Origin of the sequence: Micropruina sp., from assembly GCF_047602085.1 — a bacterium.
Lineage (GTDB): Bacteria > Actinomycetota > Actinomycetes > Propionibacteriales > Propionibacteriaceae > Micropruina.
On sequence record NZ_JASGID010000002.1, the window covers coordinates 344508 to 368635 of the forward strand.

Genomic DNA, 24128 nt, shown 5'->3' on the forward strand with positions numbered 1-24128 from the left:
GTATTCCGCCGGTCGAGCTTGTCGAGACCTCGCGTATTCCGCCGGTCGAGCTTGTCGAGACCTCACACATGCCACTGGCACAAGGGGGTTTCTACAAACTCAACCAGCGGTGGCTGCGTTGATCGGTACTGAGCTCAGCGCCCTCGAAGGGTCAGGACAGGCCGGCGTTGTCCCCGGTCTGCTCCTCGGCTTCGGTGCGCGCCGGTAGCGCCGCCTCGGTCTCGACCCCGATGCTGTCGAGGTTGCCGCCCATGAAGATCGACAGCCAGCGGGTCTTGGGGTCGGCGTCGAAAAGCACCGCCTTGCAGAACAGGGTGAGCGGCACCGCGAGCAGGGCGCCCAGCGGGCCGATGATGATCGACCAGAACACCAGCGAGATGAACGTGGTGGTGATGTTCAGCCCCACCGCGTCGCCGGTCACCTTGGGTTGAATCACCATCGATGCGACGAAGTTCACCACCAGGTATGCGGCCACCATGATCACCATGGTCTGCAGGTCGCGGGCCAGCAGCGCCATCAGCGCGGGCGGCACCATGCCGATGATGAAGCCGACGTTGGGAATGTAGGCGGTGACGAAGGCAAGAATGCCCCAAGTGAGCACCAGCGGAATCTGCAGCCAGGTGAGAATGCCCATGTTGATGACGGCCACGCACAGGCCGAAGATCGTGTTGACCACCCAGTACTTGCGCACCCGCCAGGAGAAGTCGAGCAGGGCCGCGGCGAGGTTGGGCCGCACCGCCGCCAGCTTGGAACGCTGCTCGGAGGTGTCGGTCAGGTCGACCGCCACGAAGGCGACGAACAGCAACAGCGAGCCCAGGAACGTCACCCAGAACTGCACCGAACTCATCACGCCGGTGAGGTAGCCGAGCAGCCGGGTGTAGTCGAAGGTGCTCAGCCACTGGTTGATCATGTCTTGGCTCACGCCCAGGGCGAGCAATTGTTCGGTGGCTTGCTGGTACATGACGTTGAACCGGTCGGCATAGTTGGGAATGGCCTGCACGAACTGGATCATCGCCACCACCACGGCGAACAGAATGGCCAGCAGCACCAGAAAGACCACGACCATGCCGATCAGCGTGCTGACCAGCTTGGGCACGCGACGGCTGTCGAGCCACAACACCAACGGACGTGCGGTCAACACCAGGGTGATCGCCAGAAAGACCGGTGCCACCACGTCGCGAATGAAATAGACGCCCACCAGGCACGCCACGATGGCGGCACCGGCGTAGAGAATACGGATGCCTTCGGCCGGTTGCGTCGAAGCGGGAGTTTGAGCGCTCACTTGGCTGAGTCTATGACGTGGGGCGGACCCCGGCGGGCCGCGTCCGCCGCGCAGGGTGCAGCCTGGTCAGGCTGAAAAGCTGATCAGGCCGGGCGTTCGATGCCGAATACGGCGTGCAGGCCGTCCAGAAACTCGTCGCGGCGGCCCGAACTGGCCAGTTCTCGGGCACGCACCGACGGACGGTGCAGCAGTACGCCGGCGAAATGCCGCAGTGCGGCCTCGGTGCGTTCGGCCGTCTCGGGGTCGTAGCGGCGCCGCACCCGGGCGATCTCGGCCTCGAGCGCGTCGCCGACCTGGGCGCGGAGCGCGGCAACGGCGGGGCCGATCGGGCCGGCGTCCTCGGCATGGGCGGCGGCCGCCTCGCGGACCAGCGCCTGGGCGTCGTCGGTCACGGCCAGGTGTTGCAGCGGGGCGTGCAGCTTGATCGCCTCGAGGTCGAGCAGTTCGACGCCGGGCAACTCCGCCACCAGCGGGTCGACATTGCGGGGCAGGCCCAGGTCGATGATCAGCCGGCGGCGGGTGTGCTGTTCGGCCTGGCCGACCGGGCACTGGTCGGCGACGTGGCTGGTGACCGGGCATGAGCCGTCCAGCAGTGCCGGGCCGACCACGATGTCGGGGCTGGTGGTGCAGCAAACGATCAGGTTCACCCGCGCTGCCGTCGCGGCGACGGCGTGGCCGCGGGCCTGGCTGAGCCTGTGCCTGCGAGCGAACTCGTCACCGCGCCCGGACGGCGACCACACCGTGATGTCGGCGACGCCGCGATCGCGCAGCGCCTCGAGGCACGAGGTGGCGTAGCGTCCGGTGCCGACCAGCAGCACCCGCACGACGGTCCAGTCGGTGATCCGGTGCGAGGCCAGGTCGAGGGCCAGCCGAATCAGTGACGGACGGGCCGAGCCCAGCCCGGTGCGGCTGCGTACGCTGCGCCGGGTCTGCAGGGCATCGGCGAAGACCCGCTGCAGCATCGGGCTGGCGGTGCCGGAACTCTCGGCGTGGTTGAGTGCCCGGCGCACCTGCCCGGCGATCTCGGGCTCACCGATCACCACCGATTCCAGGCCCGTAGTCACCCCGAACAGATGCCGGGCTGCCTGTTCACCGCGCAGCAACCGCAGATCGCCGCGCAGCCGCTCAACCAAAGGCACAGCCGCTTCGGCGGCGTCGAGGTAGATCTCGAAGCGGTTGCAGGTGCTCAGCACGATCTCGCCGGCGACACCGTCGCAGGCGAGTAGCTTCTCGGCAAGCACCGTTCCAGACGACGCGCTCAGCCGTTCGAGAACAGCGAAGTCGTGCGTGCGGTGGCTCGCAGTCAGGCACAACAGCACCGCGCCAGCATAGACCTGCCCGGCCGCCCGGCGGTTGATTGCGCGGTTGGCCGGTGCGGGTCGATGCCCGGGCATAGGGTGATGGGCGTGTCCGTAGTCCACCTGGCCCCCACCCATCCGTTGAACTCAGACACCCAAGATTCTTGGCTGGTCACCGCCTACCGGGGCGGGCGGCCTGCGGTGACCCCGGTCTGGTTCATGCGCCAGGCTGGACGATCGCTGCCCGAGTACCGCGCCCTGCGGGTCGGAACCCGCATGCTGGATGCCTGTCTCGACCCTGAGCTGGCCAGCGAGATCACCCTGCAGCCGGTGCGCCGGCACGGCGTCGACGCGGCGATCTTCTTCTCAGACATCGTGGTGCCGCTCAAGCTCGCCGGGGTGCCGGTCGACATCGAGCCGGGCGTGGGCCCGGTGTTCGCAACGCCGGTCGACTCGCCCGGGGCCGTCGAGGCGCTGGTGGCGCAACACCCCGCCGAGGCCCTCGGTGAGGCGCTGGCGCCGATCACCGAGGCCGTGGCGCGGACGGTGGCGGGTTTGCGGCTGCTGCACGGGGGCCGCGACCCGTTGATCGGTTTCGCGGGGGCGCCGTTCACCCTGGCTGCCTACCTGGTGGCGGGTCGTCCGAGCAAAGACCAGTTGGCGGCCAGGGCCATGATGCACCGGCATCCGGCGGCCTGGGCCGCGCTGCTGGGCTGGTGCGCCGAGCTGTCCGGACGCTTCCTGCGCGCCCAGGTGCTGGCCGGAGCGTCCGCTGTGCAGTTATTCGACTCGTGGGCGGGGTCGCTGCCGGCCGCCACCTATGCCGCCCAGGTGGCACCGACCTCGCGGGCCACCTTCGATGCGGTTCGCGACCTGGTCGACGAGCAGGGGCGGCGGGTGCCGCTGGTGCATTTCGCCGTCGGGGCCGGCGAACTTTATGGGGAGTTGAACCTCGACGTCGACTGCGTGGGGGTCGACTGGCGAACGCCGCTCGACGAGGCCGCCCGCCGGATCGGCGGACCGGCCGTGCAGGGCAACCTCGACCCGGCCCTGCTCGGTGCGCCGTGGCCGGTGCTGCGCGACGCCATCGACGAGGTGCTGCGGCGCGGTCAGTCAGCGCCTGGGCATGTCTTCAACCTGGGCCACGGGGTTCCACCCGACACCGACCCCGAGGTGCTCACCCGGATCGTCGACCACGTGCACAGCCGATGAGTGCCGCGATCGTGGTGGGGGCCGGAGCCGGGGGGCTGGTGGCCGCCTGGCAATTTGCCCGGGCGGGCTGGAGCGTCACCCTGCTGGACGCCTGGCGTAGGCCGGGCGGGCTGCTCGGCCGGGCCGACCTGCACGGACTCGCCCTCGACGTGGGCGCCGAAAGCTACTCGGTGCGCGGTGGGGCGGTCGCGGCGCTGCTGGCCGAGTTGGGGGCGTCCGACCTGATCGAACACCCCAACCCGCTCGGGGCCTGGCTGCATGCCACCGACGGCGCGCACCCGATTCCCAAGGGGTTGGTCTTCGGCCTGCCGAGCGACATCGAGGCGGCCGACGTCCGTGCCGTGGTGGGTGACGTACCGCCGGCCCGACGCCCCGAGCGGGCCGGCTCCTTCGCCGACCTGGTGCGCGCCGAGTACGGCCAGCGGGTGCTGGACGATTTGGTGACGCCGTTGGTCGGGGGCGTCTACTCCACCGACCCGCAGCGGGTGACGCTGGCCGAGCTGGCTCCGGGGCTGGCCGATCAGGTCGCGGGTGGCGTACCGCTGCGCGAAGCCGTCCAAAGGGCCGCGGCGGGGGCGTCGGCGGGCGGCGCGGCGGTGCATGGCATTCGTGGCGGCATGCATGTGCTGGGCGACCTTCTGGTGAGCGCCGCCGAACAGACCGGACGATTCGAGTTGGCCTGCGACGAACCCGCACTGGCGGTCGTCGATGAGGGCACGACGTGGCGGGTGCGTACCTCTCGGCGAGAGCTCAGCGCCCCGGCCTTGGTGCTCGCAGTGCCGCTCGACGTGGCCGCCCGGCTGCTCGGCGCGCCGGTCAGCCCGTCCACGACGCGCGTCGAGGTGATCACGCTGATGCTGGACGCTCCCGCGCTGCGGGGCGACGAGCCCCGCGGCACCGGGGTGCTGGTCGGGGCCGGCGTGCCCGGCGTGGTCGCCAAGGCGCTCACCCACTCGACGGCGAAGTGGGCCTGGCTGCGCGCGGCCGCGCAGGGTCGAGACGTGCTCCGGCTGTCGTACGGACGGCGCGGCCAGGCGCCGGCGACGGCCGGGCTCGATCAGGCCGAATTGGCCCGGCTGGCCCACCGCGACGCGGTCGCCCTGCTGGGTCGTCCGGTGCCGCCGCCGGCCGCGGTGTACCGCACGTCGTGGTCGATCCTGACCGCTGGAACGCCCGGCCTGGCCCCTGCGCGGCAGTGGTTGACTGAGCGGCGAACCGCTCGGCTCGGGCTGGTCGGGGCCGGCGTTGCCGGGGTCGGGTTGGCCGCGGTCGTCCCCCAGGCTCGGGCGGAGGCCGTCCGGTTGTTGCAGCGTTCGGGGACGCATGAGAACGACGCATGAGAACAAGGAGTGATCGATGAGTGAGCAGGGCCCCTCAGGGTTCGCCGTCTGGACGGTGCTGCGACGCGATCCGCTGACCGCCGCGAACGCGTCGCTCGGCACCGAGTCGCTGGCCCAGGCCGTCGCCGGAGTCGAGGCCGGCGGGGTCGTGGTGCGCGGACTGTACGACGTCAGCGTGCTGCGGGCCGACGCCGACCTGATGCTGTGGCTGCACGGCGACACCGCCGAGGCGTTGCAGGCCGCGGTGCGGCGGCTGCGACGCAGCACCGAGTTGTCGGGGCTGGCGCTCACCTGGTCGGCGATGGGGGTGCATCGCTCGGCGGAATTCAACAAGGCGCATGTGCCGGGCTTTCTGCGTGGCGAGCGGGCCCGCACCTGGCTGACCGTCTACCCGTTCGTGCGCTCCTACGACTGGTACGTGCTGCCCGACGACGAGCGCCGCGCGATGCTGGCCGAACACGGCCGCAAGGGCGCCGCCTTTCGCAGCGTGATCGCCAACACCGTCTCGGCGTTCGCCCTCAACGACTACGAGTGGCTGCTGCCGATGGAGTCCGATGAACTCACCGATCTGGTCGACATGATGCGTGACCTGCGGGCCACCAAGGCCCGGTTGCACGTACGTGAAGAGGTGCCGTTCTTCACCGGACGGCTGATCGCCCTCGATCAGGTCGCGGAGGTGCTGGCGTGAGCCCGCTGGGCAGCAAGCCGCCGGCGGCGAGCGGGGTGTACTACGACCAGGGGGCGTTGGTGGCGAGCGCAACCGCGGGGGCGGCGTCCGGGGCGAAGCACGTCGAGGTGCCGACCCGCTATGACGCGGTGCTGCTGTCGGGGTTCGGCGGGCCCGAGGGCCAAGACGACGTGATTCCGTTTCTGCGCAATGTCACCCGCGGCCGCGGCATCCCCGACGAGCGGCTCGAAGAGGTGGCCCACCACTACCGGCACTTCGGCGGGGTTTCGCCGATCAATCAGCACAACCGCGCCCTGCGCGCCGCACTCGAGGCACGGCTCGCTGAGCGGGGGCTGCCGCTGCCGGTGTACTGGGGCAACCGCAACTGGGTTCCTTACCTCAACGATGCCGTGGCCAGGGCATATGCCGATGGTCATCGCAGCCTGATCGCGATTCCCACGAGTGCGTATTCGTCGTACTCGTCGTGCCGGCAGTACCGCGAAGACTGGGCGGACGCGTTGCAGGACGTTGGTCTGCAGGCCGAGTTGCGGATCGACAAGGTGCGACCGTTCTTCAACCACCCGGGGTTCGTTCAGCCGTTCATCGACGGGGTGCTGGCGGCCATCGCGCAGGCCGAGTCGGACGGCATCGTGGCCGAAGAAGTAGAGGTGCTGTTCTGCACCCACTCGGTGCCGAACGCCGACGCCGCGTTGTCGGGCCCGCACGATCTCGGCCTCGGCGCTGGGGGCGCCTACGCGGCTCAGCATCGGGCCGTCGCCGAATACGTGATGAGCCAGGCGGCGCCGGGGGTGGCTTGGCAACTGGTCTACCAGAGCCGTTCGGGCCCGCCGCAGCAGCCCTGGCTCGAGCCGGACGTCAACGATGCGATCGTGGCGTTGCGCGAGCGCCGGGGGGTGGTGCTGGTGCCGCTCGGCTTCGTCAGCGACCACATGGAGGTGATGTGGGACCTCGACACCGAGGCCGTCGACACCGCAACCGAGGCGGGGCTGTGGGTGCGGCGCACGCCCACCCCCGGCGTCCACCCGGTGTTCGTGGACGCCCTGGCCGACCTGGTCGCCGAGCGTGTCGAGGGGCGTCCGGCTGCTCAGCGGGCCGCGGTCACCATGCCCGGACCGTGGTACGACGTGTGCCGGCCGGGCTGTTGCGAGAACCGTCGGCTGGGGTTCAGGCCGGCCATCGCGGGTCTCGCGCCGTAGCGTCCGGCAGCAGTGGCGGCGCGGCGGGTGCAGAGAGGGTGAGCAGGGCCCGTTCGATCATCGGGTGGGCTTCCAGCCGGTCTTCGATGGCTTGGTGTTGGCGGGCCAGGTCGCGTTCGTTCGGATTGCCGACCAGGTCGACCGACGCCACCAGGAACACCCGGTCTGCGCCTACGAACTCGAGGTGCAGAAAGGTCACCGTGTCGACCTCGGGAAAGGCCAGCAAGCTGGTCAGCACGCTGTTGCGCATCGACGGCCGCACCACTTGCCCGATCAAGAACTCCCGGTTGCGCCGAATCAGGAACAGCGCGATCACCACCAGCAGCAGACCGACGACGATCGAGCCGAGCGCGTCGTAGACGGCGTTTCCGGTGAGTTGGTGCAGCGCCATGCCCAGGGCGGCGATGGTCAGGCCGATCAGGGCTGCGAAGTCTTCGACGAAGACCGCGCGCAGGGTCGGGTTCGAGGTGCGTTCGATGTAGCGCAAGGGACGCAGCCCCAGCCGTTTCGCCTCTCTCTTGGTCTGGCGCAACGCCTGCAGAAACGAGGTGCCTTCCAGTACGAAGGCGATGCCCAGCACGATGTAGCCGATCAGGTAGTCGCCGCTGTCGTCCGCGGTCCTGAGTTGCTGGACGCCGTGCCAGATCGACACCCCGGCCCCGACGGCGAACAGGCCGAACGCGGCGAACATCGACCAGACGTATGCTTCGCGTCCGTAGCCGAAGGGGTGGGCGGCGTCGCTGGGACGGGCCGCACGGCTCTCGGCGATCAGCAGAAAGATCTCGTTACCGGTGTCTGCCCAGGAATGCGACGCCTCGGCCACCATGGAGGCCGAGCCGGTCACCACGGCGGCAACAGTCTTGGCGATGGCTATCAACAGGTTCGCGGCGAAGGCGATCAGCACGGTCAGCAGGCGCGCGCTGCGGCTCTGCTGCATGCCGTCGTCAGCCATGCGGTTCATCATGCCGGTGAGTATTGCTGCGAGTGCTGTGGATAAGTGCCGAGATGAGGGCGATCGGCTCTTTTGCCGTGTAACACTGACCGGAATCTCCTGGAGGTGGCAGGCCGATGATGCGAGGTGGCGGGGCGGCGGCGGCGGTGGCCATGGCACTGTTGGCGGGCTGCGTGCCGCAGGCACCCGTGACGCCTGCGCCGAGCCCGTCGCCGACGTTCTTGTGCACGCCCGAGGCGGGTGGAACCGAGGCACCGTGCTCGGAGCAGGACTATCAGACGATGAAGGCCCAGGACGCGCTGTACGCCGAAGCCGAGCAGGTGTACCGGACCTACCAGGCTGAGTTCTTGAAGGTGATTCGCGCTGGTGGAGCGGACAAGCTGACGCCGGGGCTCCAAGCGGTCATTGGAAGCAAGGAAGTCGAGCAAGACATCCTCGACCAGCTTGTGAACTTCAAGGCTCGTCAGCTCGAGCTCGATGGAGCTGGAGCGACCATCAAGAGCGCCACGCGCAAGCCCACGATTACCAAGTCGGGTTCTGTGGTTGCAATGAGTTTCTGTATTGACTCGACAGGGAGCAAAATTCTTCGGAAGGGGAAGGTGGTATCACGAGGCATCATTGGCGATGAAACGGTCTTCTTCGGCGAGGTGGGGAAATCATTGCGCATGGTCGCAATGGAGTCAGAGGAGCGTGAATCGTGCGAAGGGTAGCGTCAATGTGCCTGTTCGTGGCACTTGTGATCGCTGGACTTGGAGAGGCGGTGAAGGCTGAAGCGGCACCCTGCCCGACTGGCTATCACTGGGTGTCCTCCACGGTCAAGGGTAAGAGCAGGGGGGTGCTCGGAATTTACCGAGAAAGTGCTGGGAGGTGTGCTCGTGGAGATAGTACGAGCAAGGGGGCACGTGGTAGCGGATTGGGTTCAAGGAAGACGTCGAGTTCCTCAGAACCTGCTCGATTGTGCCAGCTAGGTGACGTTGCGAAGGCCCAGAAAGACAGCCTCCGCGTCAATATCATCGGAGCCCGCTGGGTCAAATGCCCCGCAGAAACGCCCATGGCGCAAAGCGCGACGGTCGACGTATCCGCACTGGCACGCACTCTCGCCGTCCGCCTGCAACTCCCCGATGCGACGCCAATCTTCAGCCCCGACCCGATGAACAACGAGTGGAAGATGCTGGCCGTCGGGTTTCCGGTGTGGCTGACCACCGAGGGCCCGCGACATAAGGCGACCAGCGCGTCCGCGCAGGGCCTCACCTTCAACCTCAGCGCCGACCTGCGCTCGACCACCTTCAGCATGGGTGACGGTTCGACCGTGACGTGCACGACGATGACCGAGTACACCGACTCGGTGAAGGCCGGCACGCCGTCCCCCACCTGCGGTCACACCTACGCCAAGCCGTCCCTGCCCAAGGGTTCGTACACGGTCACGGCTACCGCGAACTGGGTGGTCAACTGGAGCGTCGACGGGTTCTCGGGCAGCTTCCCGCTGTCGTACTCCGACTCGGCGCAGCTCCCCATCGGGGAGTTGCGGGCGCTCAACCGCTGAGACCGGCGGGTGCGCAATTACGCAATTATGCGCAGCTCCACTCTTTGGGAACCTCAGTGTGGGGGCACGGGAGGAGATAGGGTCTGGCCAAGCCCGGGGGGTTGTGCGCGACGGGGGGAGCGCCGAGGGTTTGAGATTATCGCGAGGACCAACGAAGCCCGGCGCTTCGTTGGTCCTCGCGGTTTTACGGCCCGCGGGGTAGCGCTCGGCAATAGGCTCGACACCATGAGCACGCGCCACGAATCAGACAGCATGGGCACCATCGAGGTGCAGTCCGACCGGTACTGGGGGGCTCAGACGCAGCGCAGCCTGGGCAACTTCGACATCGGCCGTGACACCTTCGTGTGGGGACGCCCGATGATCCGGGCCCTGGGGGTGCTGAAGAAAGCCGCCGCCGAGGCGAACGCCGAACTGAACCAACTGCCCGCTCCCATCGCCGAGCTGATCGTGCAGGCCGCCGATGAGGTGATCGCGGGCACCCTCGACGAGCACTTTCCGCTCGTGGTGTTCCAGACCGGCTCGGGTACCCAGTCGAACATGAACGCCAACGAGGTGATCAGCAACCGGGCCATCGAGCTGGCCGGCGGCGAACTGGGCAGCAAGAAGCCGGTGCACCCCAATGATCATGTGAACCGCGGCCAGTCCTCGAACGACACCTTCCCGACCGCGATGCACATCGCGGTGGTGTGTGAGCTCAACGAGCGGCTCTACGCCCCGGTGACCCAGTTGCGCGACGCGCTGGCCGCAAAGGCGTCCGCGTTCGACGACGTGATCATGGTGGGCCGCACCCACCTGCAGGACGCCACCCCGATCCGGCTCGGTCAGGTGATCGGCAGTTGGGTCGCCCAGCTCGATTTTGCCCTGGACGGCGTGCGTGCCGCGGACGTCCGGGCGCGGGGGCTCGCGATCGGCGGCACGGCGGTGGGCACCGGGCTGAACGCCCACCCCGACTTCGGGGCGCTGGCCGCCCAGCGGATCTCGGACGAGACCGGTTTGGAGTTCACCCAGGCCGGCAACCTGTTCGCGGCACTGTCGGCGCACGATGCCCTGGTCGAGGTGAGCGGCGCGCTGCGGGTGCTGGCAGGGGTGTTGATGAAGATCGCCAACGACGTGCGCTGGTATGCCTCCGGCCCGCGCAATGGCATCGGTGAGCTGATCATTCCCGAGAACGAGCCCGGCTCGTCGATCATGCCGGGCAAGGTGAACCCGACCCAGTGCGAGGCGATCACCATGGTCGCCACCCGGGTCTTCGGCAACGACGTCACGGTGGGTTTCGCCGGCAGCCAGGGGAATTTCCAGTTGAACGTGTACAAGCCGGTGATGGCGCACGCGGTGCTGGAGTCGATTCGGCTGATCGCGGACGGCTGCCGCTCCTTCCGCGAACATTGCGCCGAGGGCATCGAGCCGAACCGGGAGCGGATCTCCGCCAACCTCGCCTCGAACCTGATGGTGGTCACCGCGCTGAACCGACACATCGGCTACGACAAGGCCGCCGCCATGGCCAAGAAGGCGCATAAGCAGGGCATCACCTTGCGCGAGGCCGCCCTGGCATCCGGCGACCTGACCGGCGAGCAGTTCGACGCCTGGGTGGTTCCGGGCGACATGACGCACCCGTCGGCGTAACTGACCGGCGCCGACCTGTCAGTTGCCAGCCAGGGTGCGTCGGCACACCTCTTCCCATGGGGTCGGCCGCAGGTTCAGCGTCTGCTGTGTGCGTGAGGAATCCAGCACGTACGGCCGCGTCCACATGTAGGAGAGTTCGGCGATCTCCCGCATCAGCGGATTGACCATCGCCAGACCGCGCAGGGCCGGCATGGGGATCGCCCGGACAGCGACCGGTTCGTAGCCCCCGGCGGCCAGCACCTCGGTCAATGCCTGACGCTGGCTCCGCGGCTCGTTGCTGGGCACGTGCCAGACCCGACCCCAGCAATCGGGACGTCCGGCGACGGCCACCAGGGTCCGTGCGACATCGGCCACGTCGGTCCAGGTATGCGGCTGATCGGCCTTGCCGATCACCCAGGCCGCCTTGCCGCGGCTGGCAGCCGGAACATGTCGGGTGATGTGACCGTTCTCCCCGACCCCGGCGCCCACGTAGTCCGATCCCCGGACCTCGACCATCCTGATCCGGCCGGCATCGTGACGCGCCTTCGCCTCGGTCCACATGTCCGCGCGCAACCGACCCTTGTGGTCGGTTGCGGCGTCGGGTTGGCCCTCGACCATCGGCGCGGTGGTTGGGCCGTACGGGTAGAGGTTGGAGGTCACCGCCAGCAGGGCGCCGGTCCGCTCGGCCGTGGCCAGCAGGCTCTCGGCCAGCGGCGGCCACATCTCCTGCCAGCGGGTGTAGTCGCCCGGGTTGGCGCAGTTGAACAGCGCTGCGGCGCCGTCGGCGACTTTGCTGAGGGCGGCGCTGTCGGTCGCGTCGGCGGCCACTGACCGCACCCCGTCGATCACCCCGCGACCCGATCGCGTCACCACCGCGACCTGATCCCCACGGTCTCGCAGCAACTCGGCAGTCTGTCGGCCAACCGGTCCGGCTCCGACGATCACGTACGACTCGGTCATCTCTGTGTCCCCTGTTCTCACTACGGAGCAGTGCTCTCGTTACGACTGAGGTTGACACACCGCCCGGGCCATCGCCCGCCGCGAACTGACCGAGGCGATCGTGACCAGCGCCCGCCGGCAGCTCGCCGAGATCGGGCCGGCCGCGCTGTCCGTTCGCGCCGTGGCCCGCGACCTGGGCATGGCGTCGTCCGCGGTCTATCGCTACTTCCCCAGCCGGGACGATCTCCTCACCGAACTGCTGGTGATCATCTACAGCGAACTCGCGGACTTTTTGGAGGCCGCCGATGCCAACTGCCCGCGCGAGGATCTGCGGGGCCGCTGGCACATGCTCGGCACTACGCTGCGCGACTGGGCGGTCGACGCCCCGCACGAGTACGCCTACCTGTACGGCTCCCCCGTGCCGGGCTACGCCGCACCGGAGACGACCGTTGGGCCCTCGGCTCGGGTCACCCGCGTGCTGATGGCGCTGATCGACGACCTCGACGCCAACGGTCCGCTGCCGGAGCGCAGCCCCCTGCCCTCCGGCGCCCACCAGCAACTCGACACCTTTCGCGAGCTGATGGGGGCCGAACCCTCCGACGAGGCGATCCTGCGCGGTGTGACCGCTTGGGGAGGCCTGCTCGGCGCGATCAGCCTGGAGCTTTTCGGTCATCTGCACCGAGCTGTCACCGACTACGACGCCCACTTTGCGCTGGTGCTGGATCGGCTCGACCCGACCATCTGAGCCGGGGCGTCCGGCCTTGCTACCTGTTGTCGAGCAACCAGGCCACCTTGCGTTCGAGGGACGACCAGTGGCAAAGGTCATCGGTGCCGCTTGGGCTGACTCGGTATTCGTTGCCTCTGGGTGATTTCCACCAGAAGGTTCCGGCTCGGGGTTGTTTGAGTCGCCAGCGGCCGGCGGTCTTGGCGCGGTGGACGCGGCGGGTGAGTGGCCCGAGGTTGTCGGGTGCGGTTTGGCTGCCGGCGCCCGGAACGTAGGGCTGGGTGTGGTCGAGGTCGAGGTTTCGCGCCGTGCGGGACGAGTACGGGAACACCTCGCACACGTCGCGCACCACCACGGCTTCGCGGATTCGATCGGGAATCTCATAGCTGTCGACGGCGTGCTCGCCATCAAGGTGCAGCACGGGGGTGACGGTGATGCGGTGGGTGCCGAACAGCTCGCCGAGCATGTTCTTGGTGATCGGCCCGAGAGTTTCGGAACGAGCCACCGGAGCCTCGCCGGTCAGCATGCCCGGGGTGAGGTGAAGGTACGCCTTGGTGCGGGGCAGGTACCGCTGATCGCCGGAACCGGACAGCAGCGCCTGGGCGCGGCCCGGGGTGGCGAGAATGCCGAGCGCCTTGGCCCGGCGCAGGTCGAGTTCGTCGGTGTCACCGGCGTCGCCGAGCTTCTTGGCGAGTGCCTGGACGGTGGCTTCCAACTGTTGGGCGTCGGTGGTGTCGAGCCTCGCCCATAATTCGCTCACCACGGCTTCGTCGGTGGGCGCTGACCTCACGAAGCGGCTCTCGCGCGCCTTCTTGGCGGCGGCTTCGATCGCGTCGGAGGCGACTTGTCCGATCAGCCCGCGGGTGAGACGCAGGAATCGTTGCCAGCCGATCCGGCCGACCTTCGTGGCGAGTTTTTCGTCGATCGCGAGGGTTTGGGCCTGGCTGAGCTCGTAGCCGGCGGCGAGTCGGGCGATCGTGAAGGCTTTGTAGGGTTCGAGGTCGCCGGCGCGGACGGCACGCCACAGCCCCGGGTGGCGGGCCTCCAGGTTGATCACGTCGCGGATCAGCCAGGTGGCTGCGGCCACCGAGATCTTCTTGATGGCGGCGACTTCCATGGGAAGGAACTCGCCGATGAGCCGGCTGCCGTCGGCGCCGATGCGGACGGCTCGTTCGCCGCCGATCACGTCGTATTCGTCGGTGGTGCTCCAGGAGTGTTCGGCGGCCAGATCGGCCAACGCGCGCAACTCTTCGGCGTCGGCTCGCCGACGAAGGTCGGCGGCCTGGCGTAGGCGTTCCGCGGCCGTGCCCTGGAGCGGCGCGGCGGAGGGGATCATGTGTTCGATTATAGCAGCCGAGCCAGTGGTTTGAAAGGGTGAATGCAGGAGAAGATGACAGCAAAATAGGTTCTTTCGCGAACGGGTAGAACCGAAGGCAGAGCTGAGTAGAGTCCGATGTTGTGGTCGGGTCACCTCGCGCATGGCAGTCTGGCCAGGTGCCCATCGTCGACAATGTTTCGCTGGTCTCGCCGGCTCCGCTGACCCTGCGTGGCCGCACCTTCACCGCCGCCAACCCTGCCGTGATGGGCATCGTCAACCGCACCCCCGACTCCTTCTATGCCTCTGGCCGGTTCGACGACCTGGGCCGCGCCGCGGCCGCGGTCGACCAACTGGTCGCCGACGGCGCCGATCTGATCGACATCGGCGGCGTCCGGGCCGGGCAGCAGGGTGACTGGGTCGAGGCCGGTCAAGAGGTCGAGCGGGTGCTTCCGCTGCTCGAGCGAGTCAGGGCTGATCACCCCGACCTGTTGCTCAGTCTCGACACCTGGCGCGCCGAGGTCGCCAGGGCCTGCGCAGGTGTCGGCATCGACCTGGTCAACGACACCTGGCAAAGCGCCGACCCCGAGCTGGTGCACGTCGCGGCCGCGCTCGGCGCCGGCTATGTGGTCACACACACCGGGGGCGCGGCGCCCCGCACTGATCCCGACGGCGTGCGCTACGGCCCGTCCGGCCCGGACGGGCGCCCGCGCGATGAACCGGACGACATCGTCGCCGATGTGCTGACCGTGCTCACTCATGGGGCGAACAGGGCGCGGCAAGCCGGAATACCGCGCGCAGCGATCATGATCGACCCCACCTTGGACTTCGGCAAGACCACTCGTCACTCGCTGCGCGTGCTGCGCGCTACCGCTCAGCTCGCCGGCCTCGGCTACCCGGTGCTGCAGGCCCTCTCGCGCAAAGACTTCGTGGGCGAGACCCTCGACCTGCCCGTCGAGGAGCGGCTCGAGGGCACCCTGGCTGCGACCGCCGTGGCTGGCTGGCTGGGCACGGTGTGCTTCCGCGCCCACGACGTGCGCGCCACCCGGCGCGTCGTCGACATGGTGGCGTCCATCCGCGGCGATCGCCCGGCCGCCGTGAACGTGCGCGGGGTCGGGCCGTGACCGCCGGCTGCCCGGAATCTCTTTAGCGGCCCAGCACCCACACCCAGTTGGCCTTGGTGCCGGTCTCGGCGCGGGTGAGCAGTTCGAGTTCAGCGCCGTGCACCCGATACAGCGCGATGCTGGTCGAACGCTCCCCGGCGCAGATCAGGTACCGGCCGTCGGGCGAGACCGCGAAACCGCGCGGCTGGGTCTCGGTCACCACGAACGACTTCGGGGCGCTGAGCGAACCGTCGGGGGCGATGCCGACCGCGCCGAGGGTGCTCTCGGTTCGCTCGGAGCACCACAAGTGGGACGGGTCAGAGAAGTGCAGGTCGGCGCCCCAGATGTAGTGGTGAGCCAGCGGGTCGGCCCCGAACGTGCTGTGCCGCAGGCCCCTGGAGGTGTCGTGAGCGGTCACCGCCCCGGCCGGACTCAGGTTGCCGAAGTGCTTGTCGCGGCGATAGCGCAGCACCTGGCCGGAGAACTCGGTGAGCACGTACAGGGCGTCCTGGGTGGCGTTCAGCGCCAGGTGCCGCGGGCCCGAGCCGGCTGGGGCGGCCACCGTCGCCGGGCTGAGCGGACGCAGGTTCAGCCAGGCGTCGATGGCGTACTGGGCAATCAGGTCGGCACCGAGCGAGACGAAGTAGGCGAAGCGTCCGTCGCTGCTGGCCCGCACCGCATGCAGGTTGGGGAACTCGATGCGTGCGATGGGCTCGCTCACCGCACCGTCGTGCACGGCGCTACTGATGCCGTAACCACCCCCGTACGAGGCGCCCAGCAGGGCCGTTCCGCCGCGGGTCAGGGTCAGGTAATTCATGCCGCCGTCCGGCAACGACAGGTGCGACAGGGGCGAGAGGCGGCCCGAGGTGTGGTCGAGGGCCAGCGTGGTGATGCCGGGGTCGTTGCCCTTCACCGCCGCGTAGACCAGGTCACGGCTGGCGTCGACGCAGAAGGTGGAGCAGCCCGGCACCCCCCCGGTGACCGCGAGGCGCTGCAACTGCCCGTCCTGCAGCGAGAACGAACTGATACTGCCGTCGCCCGAATTGGCGACCAGAACGAGCCACGAACCGGTCATGTCTTATCGTATCGGGCCGGCTACTGGGCCAGGCCGTACAAGCGATCTCCGGCGTCGCCGAGGCCGGGCACGATGTAGCCGTGCTCGTTCAGCCGCTCGTCGACCGCGGCCACCACCAGGGTGGTCGGAACGCCGACCGGATCGACCAGTTCGCGCATGCGCTCAATGCCCTCGGGAGCGGCCAGCAGGCAGATGCAGGTGATGTGATCGGCGCCCCGGTCGACCAGGAATTTCACGCAGCCGGCCAGCGAGCCGCCGGTGGCCAGCATCGGGTCGAGCACGTAGCACTGCCGTCCGGACAGATCCTGGGGCAGCCGCTCGGCGTAGGTGAACGGCTCCAGGGTCGCTTCGTCGCGCACCATGCCGACGAAACCCACCTCGGCGCTAGGCATCAGCCGCATCATGCCTTCGAGCATGCCCAGCCCCGCCCGCAGAATCGGCACCACCAGCGGGCGCGGGCGCGACAATCTCTTGCCCGTGGTAACCGTGATCGGGGTGGTGACCTCGCAGTCGTCCACCCGCACCTCACGGGTCGCCTCGTAGGCGAGCAACGTGACCAGCTCTTCGACGAGTTGCCGAAAGACCGGCGAGCCGGTTTCGACGCTGCGCAGCAGCGTCACCTTGTGCGAGACCAGCGGATGATCGAGAGCGCGCAGTTCCACAGACGAACCATAGCGACCGGTTGTGCGGGTGCTCGGCGAGCATGAAACGATGGGGACCCAGACAAGGAGTGGTGATGAGCAGGTACACCGATGAACCCGGCGACGACCGCCCGGGCCTCGACGAGCTCGAACCCGCGGTGGAACTGGTGCTCGGCGACGTTGACGACGACGAGGACGACTACCCCGAGGACGCCACTGAAGACGACATCGACCTGGTGGTGGCCCTGTACCGCGAGGACGGGCAGCCGGTGGCAGTCGCCCTGGGGCTGGAGTTCGCCAACGATCTGGACGAACTGATCGCTCAGTTGCGCCGCATGCCGGGTGACGGCGGCGCCGTGGGATTGGTGTCGATCGCCTCGGAGTTCTTCGTCGTGGTGCGGGTACGCGGCAAGCATGTGCAGGTGTTGCTGTCGGACGAGCTGGCCGCCGCCGACTGGCCGATCGCTCGCGATGCGGCCGAGTTTCTAGGCTCTGAGCTACCCGAGGACGACGACGATGCCGGGCCGATCGGCGACCTCGACATTCTGGCCGACGTGGGCGTGCCCGATTTCGAGATCGAGGCGCTGTGCGACGAGGACGAGGATTCAGACACCCTGGTCGAGCGGATCGCCAAGAAGCTGAAGTTCGGCGTGCAGTACCGCAAGACGGTTCAGGCCTCCTTCGGGCTCTGAGCGCCCCTCGTGAACCGTTGGCAGCCGGCCATGCGGCTGGCGCTCGACGAGGCGGCGCAGGCCCCCAGCCACGGCGACGTGCCGGTCGGGGCGGTGCTGCTCGGCCCGTCCGGTGCGGTGGTGGCGCGGGGGCACAACGAACGCGAACTCTCCGGCGATCCGACGGCGCACGCCGAGGTGCTGACCCTGCGCCGGGCAGCCGAGGCGGCGGGCTCGTGGCGGCTCGACGAGCACACGCTGGTGGTCACCCTCGAACCCTGCACGATGTGCGCCGGGGCTCTGCTGCTGGCCCGGGTGCGGCGGCTGGTCCTGGGCACGTGGGACCCGAAGGCCGGGGCGGTGTCGTCGGTGTTCGACGTGGTGCGCGACCCGCGGTTGAACCACCGGGTCGAGGTGGTCGGCGGTATCGAGGCCGAGGCCTGTGCCGACCTGCTGCAGCACTTCTTCGAGGCCCAGCGGTGAACCTGACCGGTCGGGCTTGTCGAGGCCCCGGTGTCGTTGCCCTCGCCTCCCTTACCGCGCTCTGGCTTGCGGCCGAGGCTGTGCACGGGGCGGCCGAGCGCCGGCGCGTCGTGCCCCACGAGCCCGTCGATACCGCGGCTCCCGAGACCCTGCTCGTCCTCGGCTGCCCGTCCGATAAGCAGGGACGCCCCTCGCCGCGGCAGCGCTGGCGCGTCGATCTTGCGGCGCGCAACGCCGGCGTGGCCACCCGGTTCGTGATCACCGGTGCCGGCGAGGCCGACGTGATGGCGGCCGACCTGATCGCGCGCCACGGCATCGACCCGGCCCGGGTGACGGGTGAGAACGAAGCCACCAACACCTGGCAGAACGTCGGCAACGCGGCGGCGCTGATCGCGCCGGGTGGCGTGGTGCGCATCGTCAGCGACCCGCTGCACGCCCGGCGCGGTGAGCGCTACTGGCGACTGCGGCACCCCGAACGCGCCGACGAACTACGCCCCGCCAGGCTCTACCGCTTCGGCGAGCACCCGGTGCTGAAGACGCAGACGGCGGTGTATGCGGTGCTGCTGCGCGGCACGGGCTACCGGCCGGTGCGCTGACGGATCGCGGATTTGGCAGCGGGCGCGGGCCAACCGATAGAATCGCCGACGGTGGCGTGTCCGAGCGGCCTAAGGAGCACGCCTCGAAAGCGTGTGTAGGTTCTGCCTACCGTGGGTTCAAATCCCACCGCCACCGCCAAATCCGCGAGGGCCCGTCCGAATGCTCGGACGGGCCCTCGTAGTTGTCTGAACTCTCAGCCCCGATCGCGCAGGTACTGCAGCACCACGCTGTTGTCGAGGTCGCCCAGGCCAGCGTCGGTCAGCCCCGTGAACAGCTCCCGCGACACCGCCAGCGACGGCAGCGACAGGCCGTCGGCCGAGTCGGCCGCGAAGTCGAGGTCCTTCACCAGGAACTTCGCCGGGCCGCTGGGGCTGAAGTCCTCGCCGGCCAGCTTGTCGGCCTTCTGCTCCAGCAACTCCGAGGCCGCCAGGCCGGCGCCCAGCACCTTCAGCACGTGGTGGGCGTCCAGCCCGTTCTGCTTGGCCACCAAGGTGGCCTCGGCCAGCGCCACCAGGGTGCCGGCCACCACCATCTGATTGCAGGCCTTGGTCACCGCACCCGCGCCGACCTCACCCATCAGCTCGACGGTGCCGCCGATCACGTCCATGATCGGACGCAGTCGCTCGAACACCGCCGCGTCGCCGCCGCACATGATCGACATGGTGCCGTCCTGGGCCTTCGCCACGCCGCCGGACATGCAGGCGTCGAGGACGTTCACCTGGCCGGCCAGCCGCTCGGCCAGCTCACGCACCCGGGTGGGCGAAATGGTGCTCATCACCACCAAGTCGCGGGTGCCGCCCGCGATCAGTGCGGGCAGCATCGGCTCCAGGTAGGGCAGGTCGGGCAGCAGGCAGAAGGTCAACTCGCGATCGGCCAGGGTGACCGTGGCGTCGGTGGACACTGTGACCCCGGCTGCGCTGGCCGCCGGCACCGCGACGATGTTGGCACCGGTGACGTCGTGCCCGGCCTTGGCCAGGTTGACCGCCACCGGCAGGCCCATATTGCCCAGCCCCAGCACGCAGATCTTCATGCCCACTCCTTCAATCGATCGGCAAAGGCCGGCGCGTCGAGCACCGCGCGGTTCACCACGAAGCGTGGCGCCTGGCCGCTGGCCACCGCTAGTAGCGCGTCCACGCAACTGTTGCCGTTGCCCAGGCTCATCTCGGATGTCCAGGCGATCGAATGCGGCGCCAGCGTCACGTTGGGCAACTGTTCGATGCCCGAGGTTTGCGGCTCGTTCTCGAACACGTCGAGACCGGCCGCCCGAATGCTCCCCGACCGCAGGGCGGCGATCAGCGCCGTTTCGTCGACGAGCGGCCCGCGGGCCACGTTGATCAGCACCGCCGAGGGCTTCATGGCGGCCAGGAACCCGGCGTCGATCGCATGGAACGTGTCGGGCGTCAGCGCCGCCATGACCACCACGGCATCGGCGGTCGCGGCCAACTCGGCCCGGTCGACCAGCCGAACGCCCATCGCGGCCGCGCGCTCGGGTGGGCAGAACGGGTCGTTGCCGATCAGCGTCACGTCGAACGGCGCGAGCAGTCGCACGAACTCGCCCCCGGTGTTGCCGACCCCCAGCAGGCCGATGGTCAGGCCGTTCAGGCCGGTGCCCATCAGGTTGGTGCGCTCGGCCCAGTTGTTCTCGACCACCAGGGAGTGCTTGGCCACCAGGTTGTGCAGCACGGCCAGCAGCATGGTCAGGGCGGCCGTTGCGACCGGCCGGCGGGCACCGTCGGGGGTGATGGTGACCGCGACGCCGCGTTCGGTGCAGGCGTTCAGGTCGACGGCGTCATAGCCCACCCCGAACCGCGCCAGCAGCAGCGGTCGGGGCACGCCGTCGGCGAACGCGGAGGCCGGTACGGCTGGCCCGGCGAACAGCACCCCGTCGTAGGGGGCCAGGTCATCGGGCGAGAAGGCCGTCACGTCGGTGGGCAGGTACTCCCAGGGCACCCCGGCCGCATCGAGCCTGGCCAGGCCGATGTCACCCCACACATTGCGGTCGCCGTCGAGAAAATCGCGGGAGACCCCCACCCGAAACGTCGCCATCAGAAGACCGCGATCGGGTTGACCGGGCCGCCGGTGCCGCGCGGCACGTTCAGCGGGGCCACGGTGAGCATGAATTTGTAGCGACCCTCCTCGCGACAGGCCACCGACAGTTCCTCCAGGTCGAGGTTGTCGAGCAGCGGTACCCCCATGGCGGTGATGGCCAGAATGTGAATCGGTGAGCCGATGCCCGGCGTGGGGGCCGGCCGGGCATCGCTGTCGCCGTCGCCGCCGAGCAGGCTGATGCCGCGCTGCGCCAGCAGCGGCATGGCGTCCACGTGCAGGCCGGCGCTGCCCTCGACATCGGCGTCCCAGGCGCCGACCACTGCCCTGCGGGCGAAGTGCCCGCTGCGAATCAGCACGGCGTCGCCGGGCTCGATGCGCACCCCCAATGCCTGCTCGGCACGCAGAATGTCGTCAGCGTGAAAGGCGGTGCCCGGCTCGATCCAGTCCACCCCGTCGATCGCGGCGAAGTCGAGCAGCACCGCGCTGGTCACCAGGTGCCGCAGCGCCGCGACATCGCCGAAGTCGGTGCCGGTGGCGTTCACCACGTCGGTGGAGGCGTTGCCGTCGAAGAGCTGCCCTTGGTAGGCGATGTGGCTGAGCGCGTCGAGGTGCGAGACGGCCTTGCCGTGAAAGGCGACCCCGATGAAGTCTTTGTTGCAGGTCGGTTCGGGCGGCTCACGGTCGCCCAGTTCGACCATCATGTGCAGGGCGGGCTGCGGGTTGTCGACGCCGCTGACGGTGTTCCAGGGCAGCGCCATCTGAGCCGTGCGTCCGGTCTGCACCAGTGCTGCGGCAGCCCGCACCTGTTCGGGCCCGACCGTGCTCCAGGCGCCCCGGGAGGGATCGCTATAGTGACCCCACCTCTTGAGCTGTTCGAAGATTCGGTCGAACTCATCGGCCGGCACCTCAGGCAGTGCAAGCGGGTTGGTGGCGCTCTCGGCACTCACGTCAGGGCTCCCTTCATTGGGTATTGGCGACATTACCGTAGACCATTATTCTGATCGTGATCCAGCATATTGGCCAGAAAGGGCAGTGATGGACCGCAGCGCCGTGCCGGCCCTCACGAGGGCCATGACCATCGTCGACCTGCTGGCCGGCGCGGGGCAGTCCGGTCTCACGGTTGCCGACATCGCGACTCGCACGGGCATCGCCAAGTCGACCACGGCGTTGTTGTGCTCGGTGCTCGAGCGCGAGGGCATGGCTCGTCGTCATGACGGCCGCTACCGGCTGGGTCGGCGCTTTCTCGGGTTGGCCGCCGACTACCTGGCCACCGTGGACGACCTGGAGGAGTTCTACGACCGGGTGCGGCAATTGCCGATCATCTCGCGGGAGGCGGCGCGACTGGGCCTGCTCGACGGAACCGACGTGATCTACCTGGCCCGCTTCGAGGCGGCCGGGCGTCCCCGGCGGGTGACCGGAGCCATCGGTGACCGTTTTCCCGCGTCCATTACCGCCACTGGCAAGGCGATGCTGGCGACCTTGCCGGCCGAGGCAGTGGAGGACCGCTATCGCGGCAAGCTGTTGCCCCGCTACACCGAGCGCAGCATTCATTCGTTGCCCGACCTGCTGCGCGACCTGGAGCAGGTGCGGGCCCGTGGGTACGCCGTCGACGACGAAGAGACCAACCTCGGCCAGGTCTGCTTTTCGGTCGCGGTGCGCAACGTGCCCGACCAGGTGGCCGCCTTGGCGGTCAGCTCGACCATGACCCGGCAACGTGCCAGCGAGGTGTCGGTCGACCAGGTCGTCGCCGAGCTGCAGCAACTCGCGGGGCTGTTCCGCAATCCGCTGGCCGGGCGCAGTTTCTGAGCGGCACTGCCGGACGATTCCTGCGACGGGGTTGCGCCAGGTGCCCGCGTGGTTCAGAATCTTGGCTACAGTCCAGCATGTTGGTTTCACTCAGAGTTGAGGAATAACCCAAATGGCAGATGTTCCCCTGATCGAGATCAAGGGCCTGGTCAAGCAATTCGGCGCCACCCAAGCGCTCAAGGGCGTCGATTTCACCCTGCAATCACACAGCATCCACGCTCTGCTCGGGCAGAACGGCGCAGGCAAGTCGACGCTGATCAAGGTGCTGTCCGGCCTGTATCCGCCCACGGCGGGTGACGTGCGGGTGCAGGGTCACCCGCTCGGTTCACCCGAGGCCACCCGCGCGATGGCCTTCATTCACCAGGACCTCGGCCTGGTGGAGGCGATGAGCGTCGCCGAGAACGTCGCGCTCGGCACCACCTACGCCCGCAACGGTGGGCTGATCAACTGGCGCGAGGTGCGGCGTCGCGCCGAGGCGGCGCTGGCGCTGGTCGAGCTCGACGTCGACCCCGAGACGCTGATCGCCGACCTGACCCGGGCCGACCGGTCGCTGGTCGCCATCGCCCGGGCGCTGTCTGCCGAGGCGCCGATCCTGGTGCTCGACGAGCCGACCGCCTCGCTGCCGGCGGCCGACTCGGAGCGGCTGTTCGAGGTGCTGAAGAACCTGCGCGAGCGGGGCTGCGGCATGATCTACGTCTCGCACCGCCTCGACGAGGTGTTCGCCATCTCTGACTCGGTGACCGTGTTCCGCGACGGACGGCTGATTCACGCCGGTGGCATCAAAGACAAGACCCCGCAGGATCTGATCGTCGACATCGTCGGCAGCAAGCCGAAGAGCTACCAGTCCCGGTTCAACGCCCAGGACCGGCCGGTGGTGCTGGCCGGCGACCGGGTGCTGGCCGGCCCGGCCGGCCCGGTGAGCTTCCAGGTGCACGCCGGCGAAGTGGTCAGCATGGTCGGCTTGACCGGTGCGGGCCACGTCCAGCTCGGCCGCGCCATCGGCGGCGCCTACCCGATGCACGGCGGGACGCTGACCCTCGATGGCCAGCCCTACGCCCCCGCCTCGCCCGCGGCCGCGGTCGACCGCGGCGTCGGCTTCGTCACCTCCAACCGGATGGAGGAGGGGATGGCGCCCGAGATGAGCGTCCGGGAGAATTTCCTGGCCAACCTGCGGCCGCGCGGCATGTCCGTGCTGTCGTGGAACAGCCCGGGCAAGGATGCCGCACTCGGCGAGGAGCTCACCGCCACCTACGGCGTCCTGCCGAACAACCCGGAGGCGCCGATCGCGACGCTCTCGGGCGGCAACCAGCAGAAGGTCATGGTCGGGCGGTGGCTGTCAGCCAACCGTCGGGTGATCGTGCTGGAAGAGCCCACTGCGGGGGTGGACGTCGGCGCGAAGGCCGACATCTACCGCCTACTCGAGGACGCGCTGGACGCTGGTCTGGCCGTCGTCATGGTCAGTACCGATTTCGAGGAGGTGGCCAGTGTCGCGCACCGCGCGCTGGTCTTCGTCCAAGGACGGATGACCGAAGAACTGGCCGGCGAGGATCTCACCGTCGGCAAACTCACCGCCGCCAGTTCCGGCGCCAACCTGCTGACCACCAAGTGACGA

Annotated in this window: 24 protein-coding genes and 1 tRNA gene; 15 read left to right on the plus strand and 10 right to left on the minus strand. The window is 68.8% G+C overall.

The annotated features are described in order from the left end of the window. Positions 1–151: 151 nt before the first annotated feature. Positions 152–1282, minus strand: a complete 1131-nt coding sequence (locus QM721_RS02405) for an AI-2E family transporter (protein WP_415118621.1) — start codon at positions 1280–1282, stop codon at positions 152–154. Between the two features lie 83 nt (positions 1283–1365). Beyond that, positions 1366–2703, minus strand: a complete 1338-nt coding sequence (locus tag QM721_RS02410; RefSeq protein WP_415118623.1) for a glutamyl-tRNA reductase — start codon at positions 2701–2703, stop codon at positions 1366–1368. Here QM721_RS02410 and hemE point away from each other — a divergent pair. From hemE to QM721_RS02430, 4 genes are read left to right on the plus strand one after another with little or no spacing between them, the layout of a single operon-like run. Beyond that, a complete protein-coding gene (hemE, locus tag QM721_RS02415) occupies positions 2683–3792 on the plus strand; it encodes a uroporphyrinogen decarboxylase (RefSeq protein WP_415118625.1) in 1110 nt (369 codons plus the stop codon). The genes QM721_RS02410 and hemE overlap by 21 nt on opposite strands. Continuing rightward, positions 3789–5132 carry a protoporphyrinogen/coproporphyrinogen oxidase gene (locus QM721_RS02420; RefSeq protein ID WP_415118627.1) on the plus strand — a complete coding sequence of 448 codons (1344 nt, stop codon included), beginning with the start codon at positions 3789–3791 and terminating at the stop codon, positions 5130–5132. Before hemE ends, QM721_RS02420 begins: the two co-directional genes overlap by 4 nt. A 16-nt stretch (positions 5133–5148) precedes the next feature. Continuing rightward, positions 5149–5820: a hydrogen peroxide-dependent heme synthase gene (gene hemQ, locus QM721_RS02425; RefSeq protein ID WP_415118629.1), complete on the plus strand. Its 672-nt coding sequence runs from the start codon at positions 5149–5151 to the stop codon at positions 5818–5820. Next, positions 5817–7016 (plus strand): ferrochelatase, encoded by a 1200-nt coding sequence (locus tag QM721_RS02430; RefSeq protein ID WP_415118631.1) that lies wholly within the window; start codon positions 5817–5819, stop codon positions 7014–7016. Before hemQ ends, QM721_RS02430 begins: the two co-directional genes overlap by 4 nt. Here QM721_RS02430 and QM721_RS02435 read toward each other — a convergent pair. Continuing rightward, positions 6985–7980 (minus strand): cation diffusion facilitator family transporter, encoded by a 996-nt coding sequence (locus tag QM721_RS02435; protein WP_415118633.1) that lies wholly within the window; start codon positions 7978–7980, stop codon positions 6985–6987. The two genes, QM721_RS02430 and QM721_RS02435, sit on opposite strands and share 32 nt — an antisense overlap. 269 nt (positions 7981–8249) lie before the next feature. Between QM721_RS02435 and QM721_RS02440 the strand changes: the two genes are divergently transcribed. From QM721_RS02440 to fumC, 3 genes are all read left to right on the plus strand, one after another. Continuing rightward, complete coding sequence (locus QM721_RS02440; RefSeq protein ID WP_415118635.1) at positions 8250–8678, plus strand: hypothetical protein; 429 nt, start codon at positions 8250–8252, stop codon at positions 8676–8678. Positions 8679–9019: 341 nt separating this feature from the next. After that, complete coding sequence (locus tag QM721_RS02445; RefSeq protein ID WP_415118637.1) at positions 9020–9511, plus strand: hypothetical protein; 492 nt, start codon at positions 9020–9022, stop codon at positions 9509–9511. Between the two features lie 225 nt (positions 9512–9736). Continuing rightward, positions 9737–11134, plus strand: a complete 1398-nt coding sequence (fumC, locus tag QM721_RS02450; RefSeq protein ID WP_415118639.1) for a class II fumarate hydratase — start codon at positions 9737–9739, stop codon at positions 11132–11134. An 18-nt stretch (positions 11135–11152) separates the two neighbouring features. On the opposite strand, the gene QM721_RS02455 is transcribed toward fumC, so the two are convergent. Further along, positions 11153–12073: an NAD-dependent epimerase/dehydratase family protein gene (locus QM721_RS02455; RefSeq protein ID WP_415118640.1), complete on the minus strand. Its 921-nt coding sequence runs from the start codon at positions 12071–12073 to the stop codon at positions 11153–11155. Between the two features lie 100 nt (positions 12074–12173). Here QM721_RS02455 and QM721_RS02460 point away from each other — a divergent pair, with 100 nt between their 5' ends. Then, entirely contained in the window at positions 12174–12797 is a 624-nt protein-coding gene (locus QM721_RS02460; RefSeq protein WP_415118642.1) for a TetR/AcrR family transcriptional regulator, read from the plus strand. A gap of 19 nt (positions 12798–12816) precedes the next feature. On the opposite strand, the gene QM721_RS02465 is transcribed toward QM721_RS02460, so the two are convergent. Beyond that, the gene (locus tag QM721_RS02465) at positions 12817–14112 is read right to left on the minus strand and encodes a DUF222 domain-containing protein (RefSeq protein ID WP_415118644.1); all 1296 of its coding nucleotides are present in this window, start codon (positions 14110–14112) and stop codon (positions 12817–12819) included. Positions 14113–14270: 158 nt separating this feature from the next. On the opposite strand from QM721_RS02465, the gene folP reads away from it, so the two are divergent. Next, positions 14271–15215, plus strand: coding sequence for a dihydropteroate synthase (gene folP, locus QM721_RS02470; protein ID WP_415118646.1), 945 nt, complete (start codon positions 14271–14273; stop codon positions 15213–15215). 22 nt (positions 15216–15237) lie between these two features. Here the strand turns inward: folP and QM721_RS02475 are convergent, their stop codons facing one another. Both QM721_RS02475 and upp read right to left on the minus strand, forming a co-directional pair. After that, positions 15238–16269 carry a lactonase family protein gene (locus tag QM721_RS02475; protein WP_415118648.1) on the minus strand — a complete coding sequence of 344 codons (1032 nt, stop codon included), beginning with the start codon at positions 16267–16269 and terminating at the stop codon, positions 15238–15240. A 20-nt stretch (positions 16270–16289) separates the two neighbouring features. Then, positions 16290–16931, minus strand: coding sequence for a uracil phosphoribosyltransferase (gene upp / locus QM721_RS02480; protein ID WP_415118650.1), 642 nt, complete (start codon positions 16929–16931; stop codon positions 16290–16292). Between the two features lie 74 nt (positions 16932–17005). Between upp and QM721_RS02485 the strand changes: the two genes are divergently transcribed. The 4 genes from QM721_RS02485 (at position 17006) to QM721_RS02500 (ending at position 18799) form a co-directional block, all read left to right on the plus strand. Further along, the gene (locus QM721_RS02485) at positions 17006–17602 is read left to right on the plus strand and encodes a tRNA adenosine deaminase-associated protein (protein ID WP_415118652.1); all 597 of its coding nucleotides are present in this window, start codon (positions 17006–17008) and stop codon (positions 17600–17602) included. Between the two features lie 30 nt (positions 17603–17632). Continuing rightward, positions 17633–18064 carry a nucleoside deaminase gene (locus tag QM721_RS02490; protein WP_415120090.1) on the plus strand — a complete coding sequence of 144 codons (432 nt, stop codon included), beginning with the start codon at positions 17633–17635 and terminating at the stop codon, positions 18062–18064. Continuing rightward, complete coding sequence (locus QM721_RS02495; protein WP_415118654.1) at positions 18061–18660, plus strand: YdcF family protein; 600 nt, start codon at positions 18061–18063, stop codon at positions 18658–18660. Before QM721_RS02490 ends, QM721_RS02495 begins: the two co-directional genes overlap by 4 nt. Positions 18661–18710: 50 nt before the next feature. Then, positions 18711–18799, plus strand: a tRNA-Ser gene (locus QM721_RS02500). A gap of 55 nt (positions 18800–18854) precedes the next feature. Here QM721_RS02500 and QM721_RS02505 read toward each other — a convergent pair. The 3 genes from QM721_RS02505 to QM721_RS02515 are packed head-to-tail and all read right to left on the minus strand — an operon-like array spanning position 18855 to position 21657. Then, entirely contained in the window at positions 18855–19691 is an 837-nt protein-coding gene (locus tag QM721_RS02505; protein ID WP_415118656.1) for an NAD(P)-dependent oxidoreductase, read from the minus strand. Continuing rightward, complete coding sequence (locus tag QM721_RS02510; RefSeq protein WP_415118658.1) at positions 19688–20707, minus strand: 2-hydroxyacid dehydrogenase; 1020 nt, start codon at positions 20705–20707, stop codon at positions 19688–19690. Before QM721_RS02510 ends, QM721_RS02505 begins: the two co-directional genes overlap by 4 nt. Beyond that, positions 20707–21657 carry a cyclase family protein gene (locus QM721_RS02515; protein WP_415118660.1) on the minus strand — a complete coding sequence of 317 codons (951 nt, stop codon included), beginning with the start codon at positions 21655–21657 and terminating at the stop codon, positions 20707–20709. Before QM721_RS02515 ends, QM721_RS02510 begins: the two co-directional genes overlap by 1 nt. An 88-nt stretch (positions 21658–21745) precedes the next feature. Between QM721_RS02515 and QM721_RS02520 the strand changes: the two genes are divergently transcribed. Both QM721_RS02520 and QM721_RS02525 read left to right on the plus strand, forming a co-directional pair. Beyond that, the gene (locus tag QM721_RS02520; RefSeq protein WP_415118662.1) at positions 21746–22516 is read left to right on the plus strand and encodes an IclR family transcriptional regulator; all 771 of its coding nucleotides are present in this window, start codon (positions 21746–21748) and stop codon (positions 22514–22516) included. A 112-nt stretch (positions 22517–22628) separates the two neighbouring features. Further along, positions 22629–24125: a sugar ABC transporter ATP-binding protein gene (locus QM721_RS02525; RefSeq protein WP_415118664.1), complete on the plus strand. Its 1497-nt coding sequence runs from the start codon at positions 22629–22631 to the stop codon at positions 24123–24125. Positions 24126–24128 lie beyond the last annotated feature (3 nt).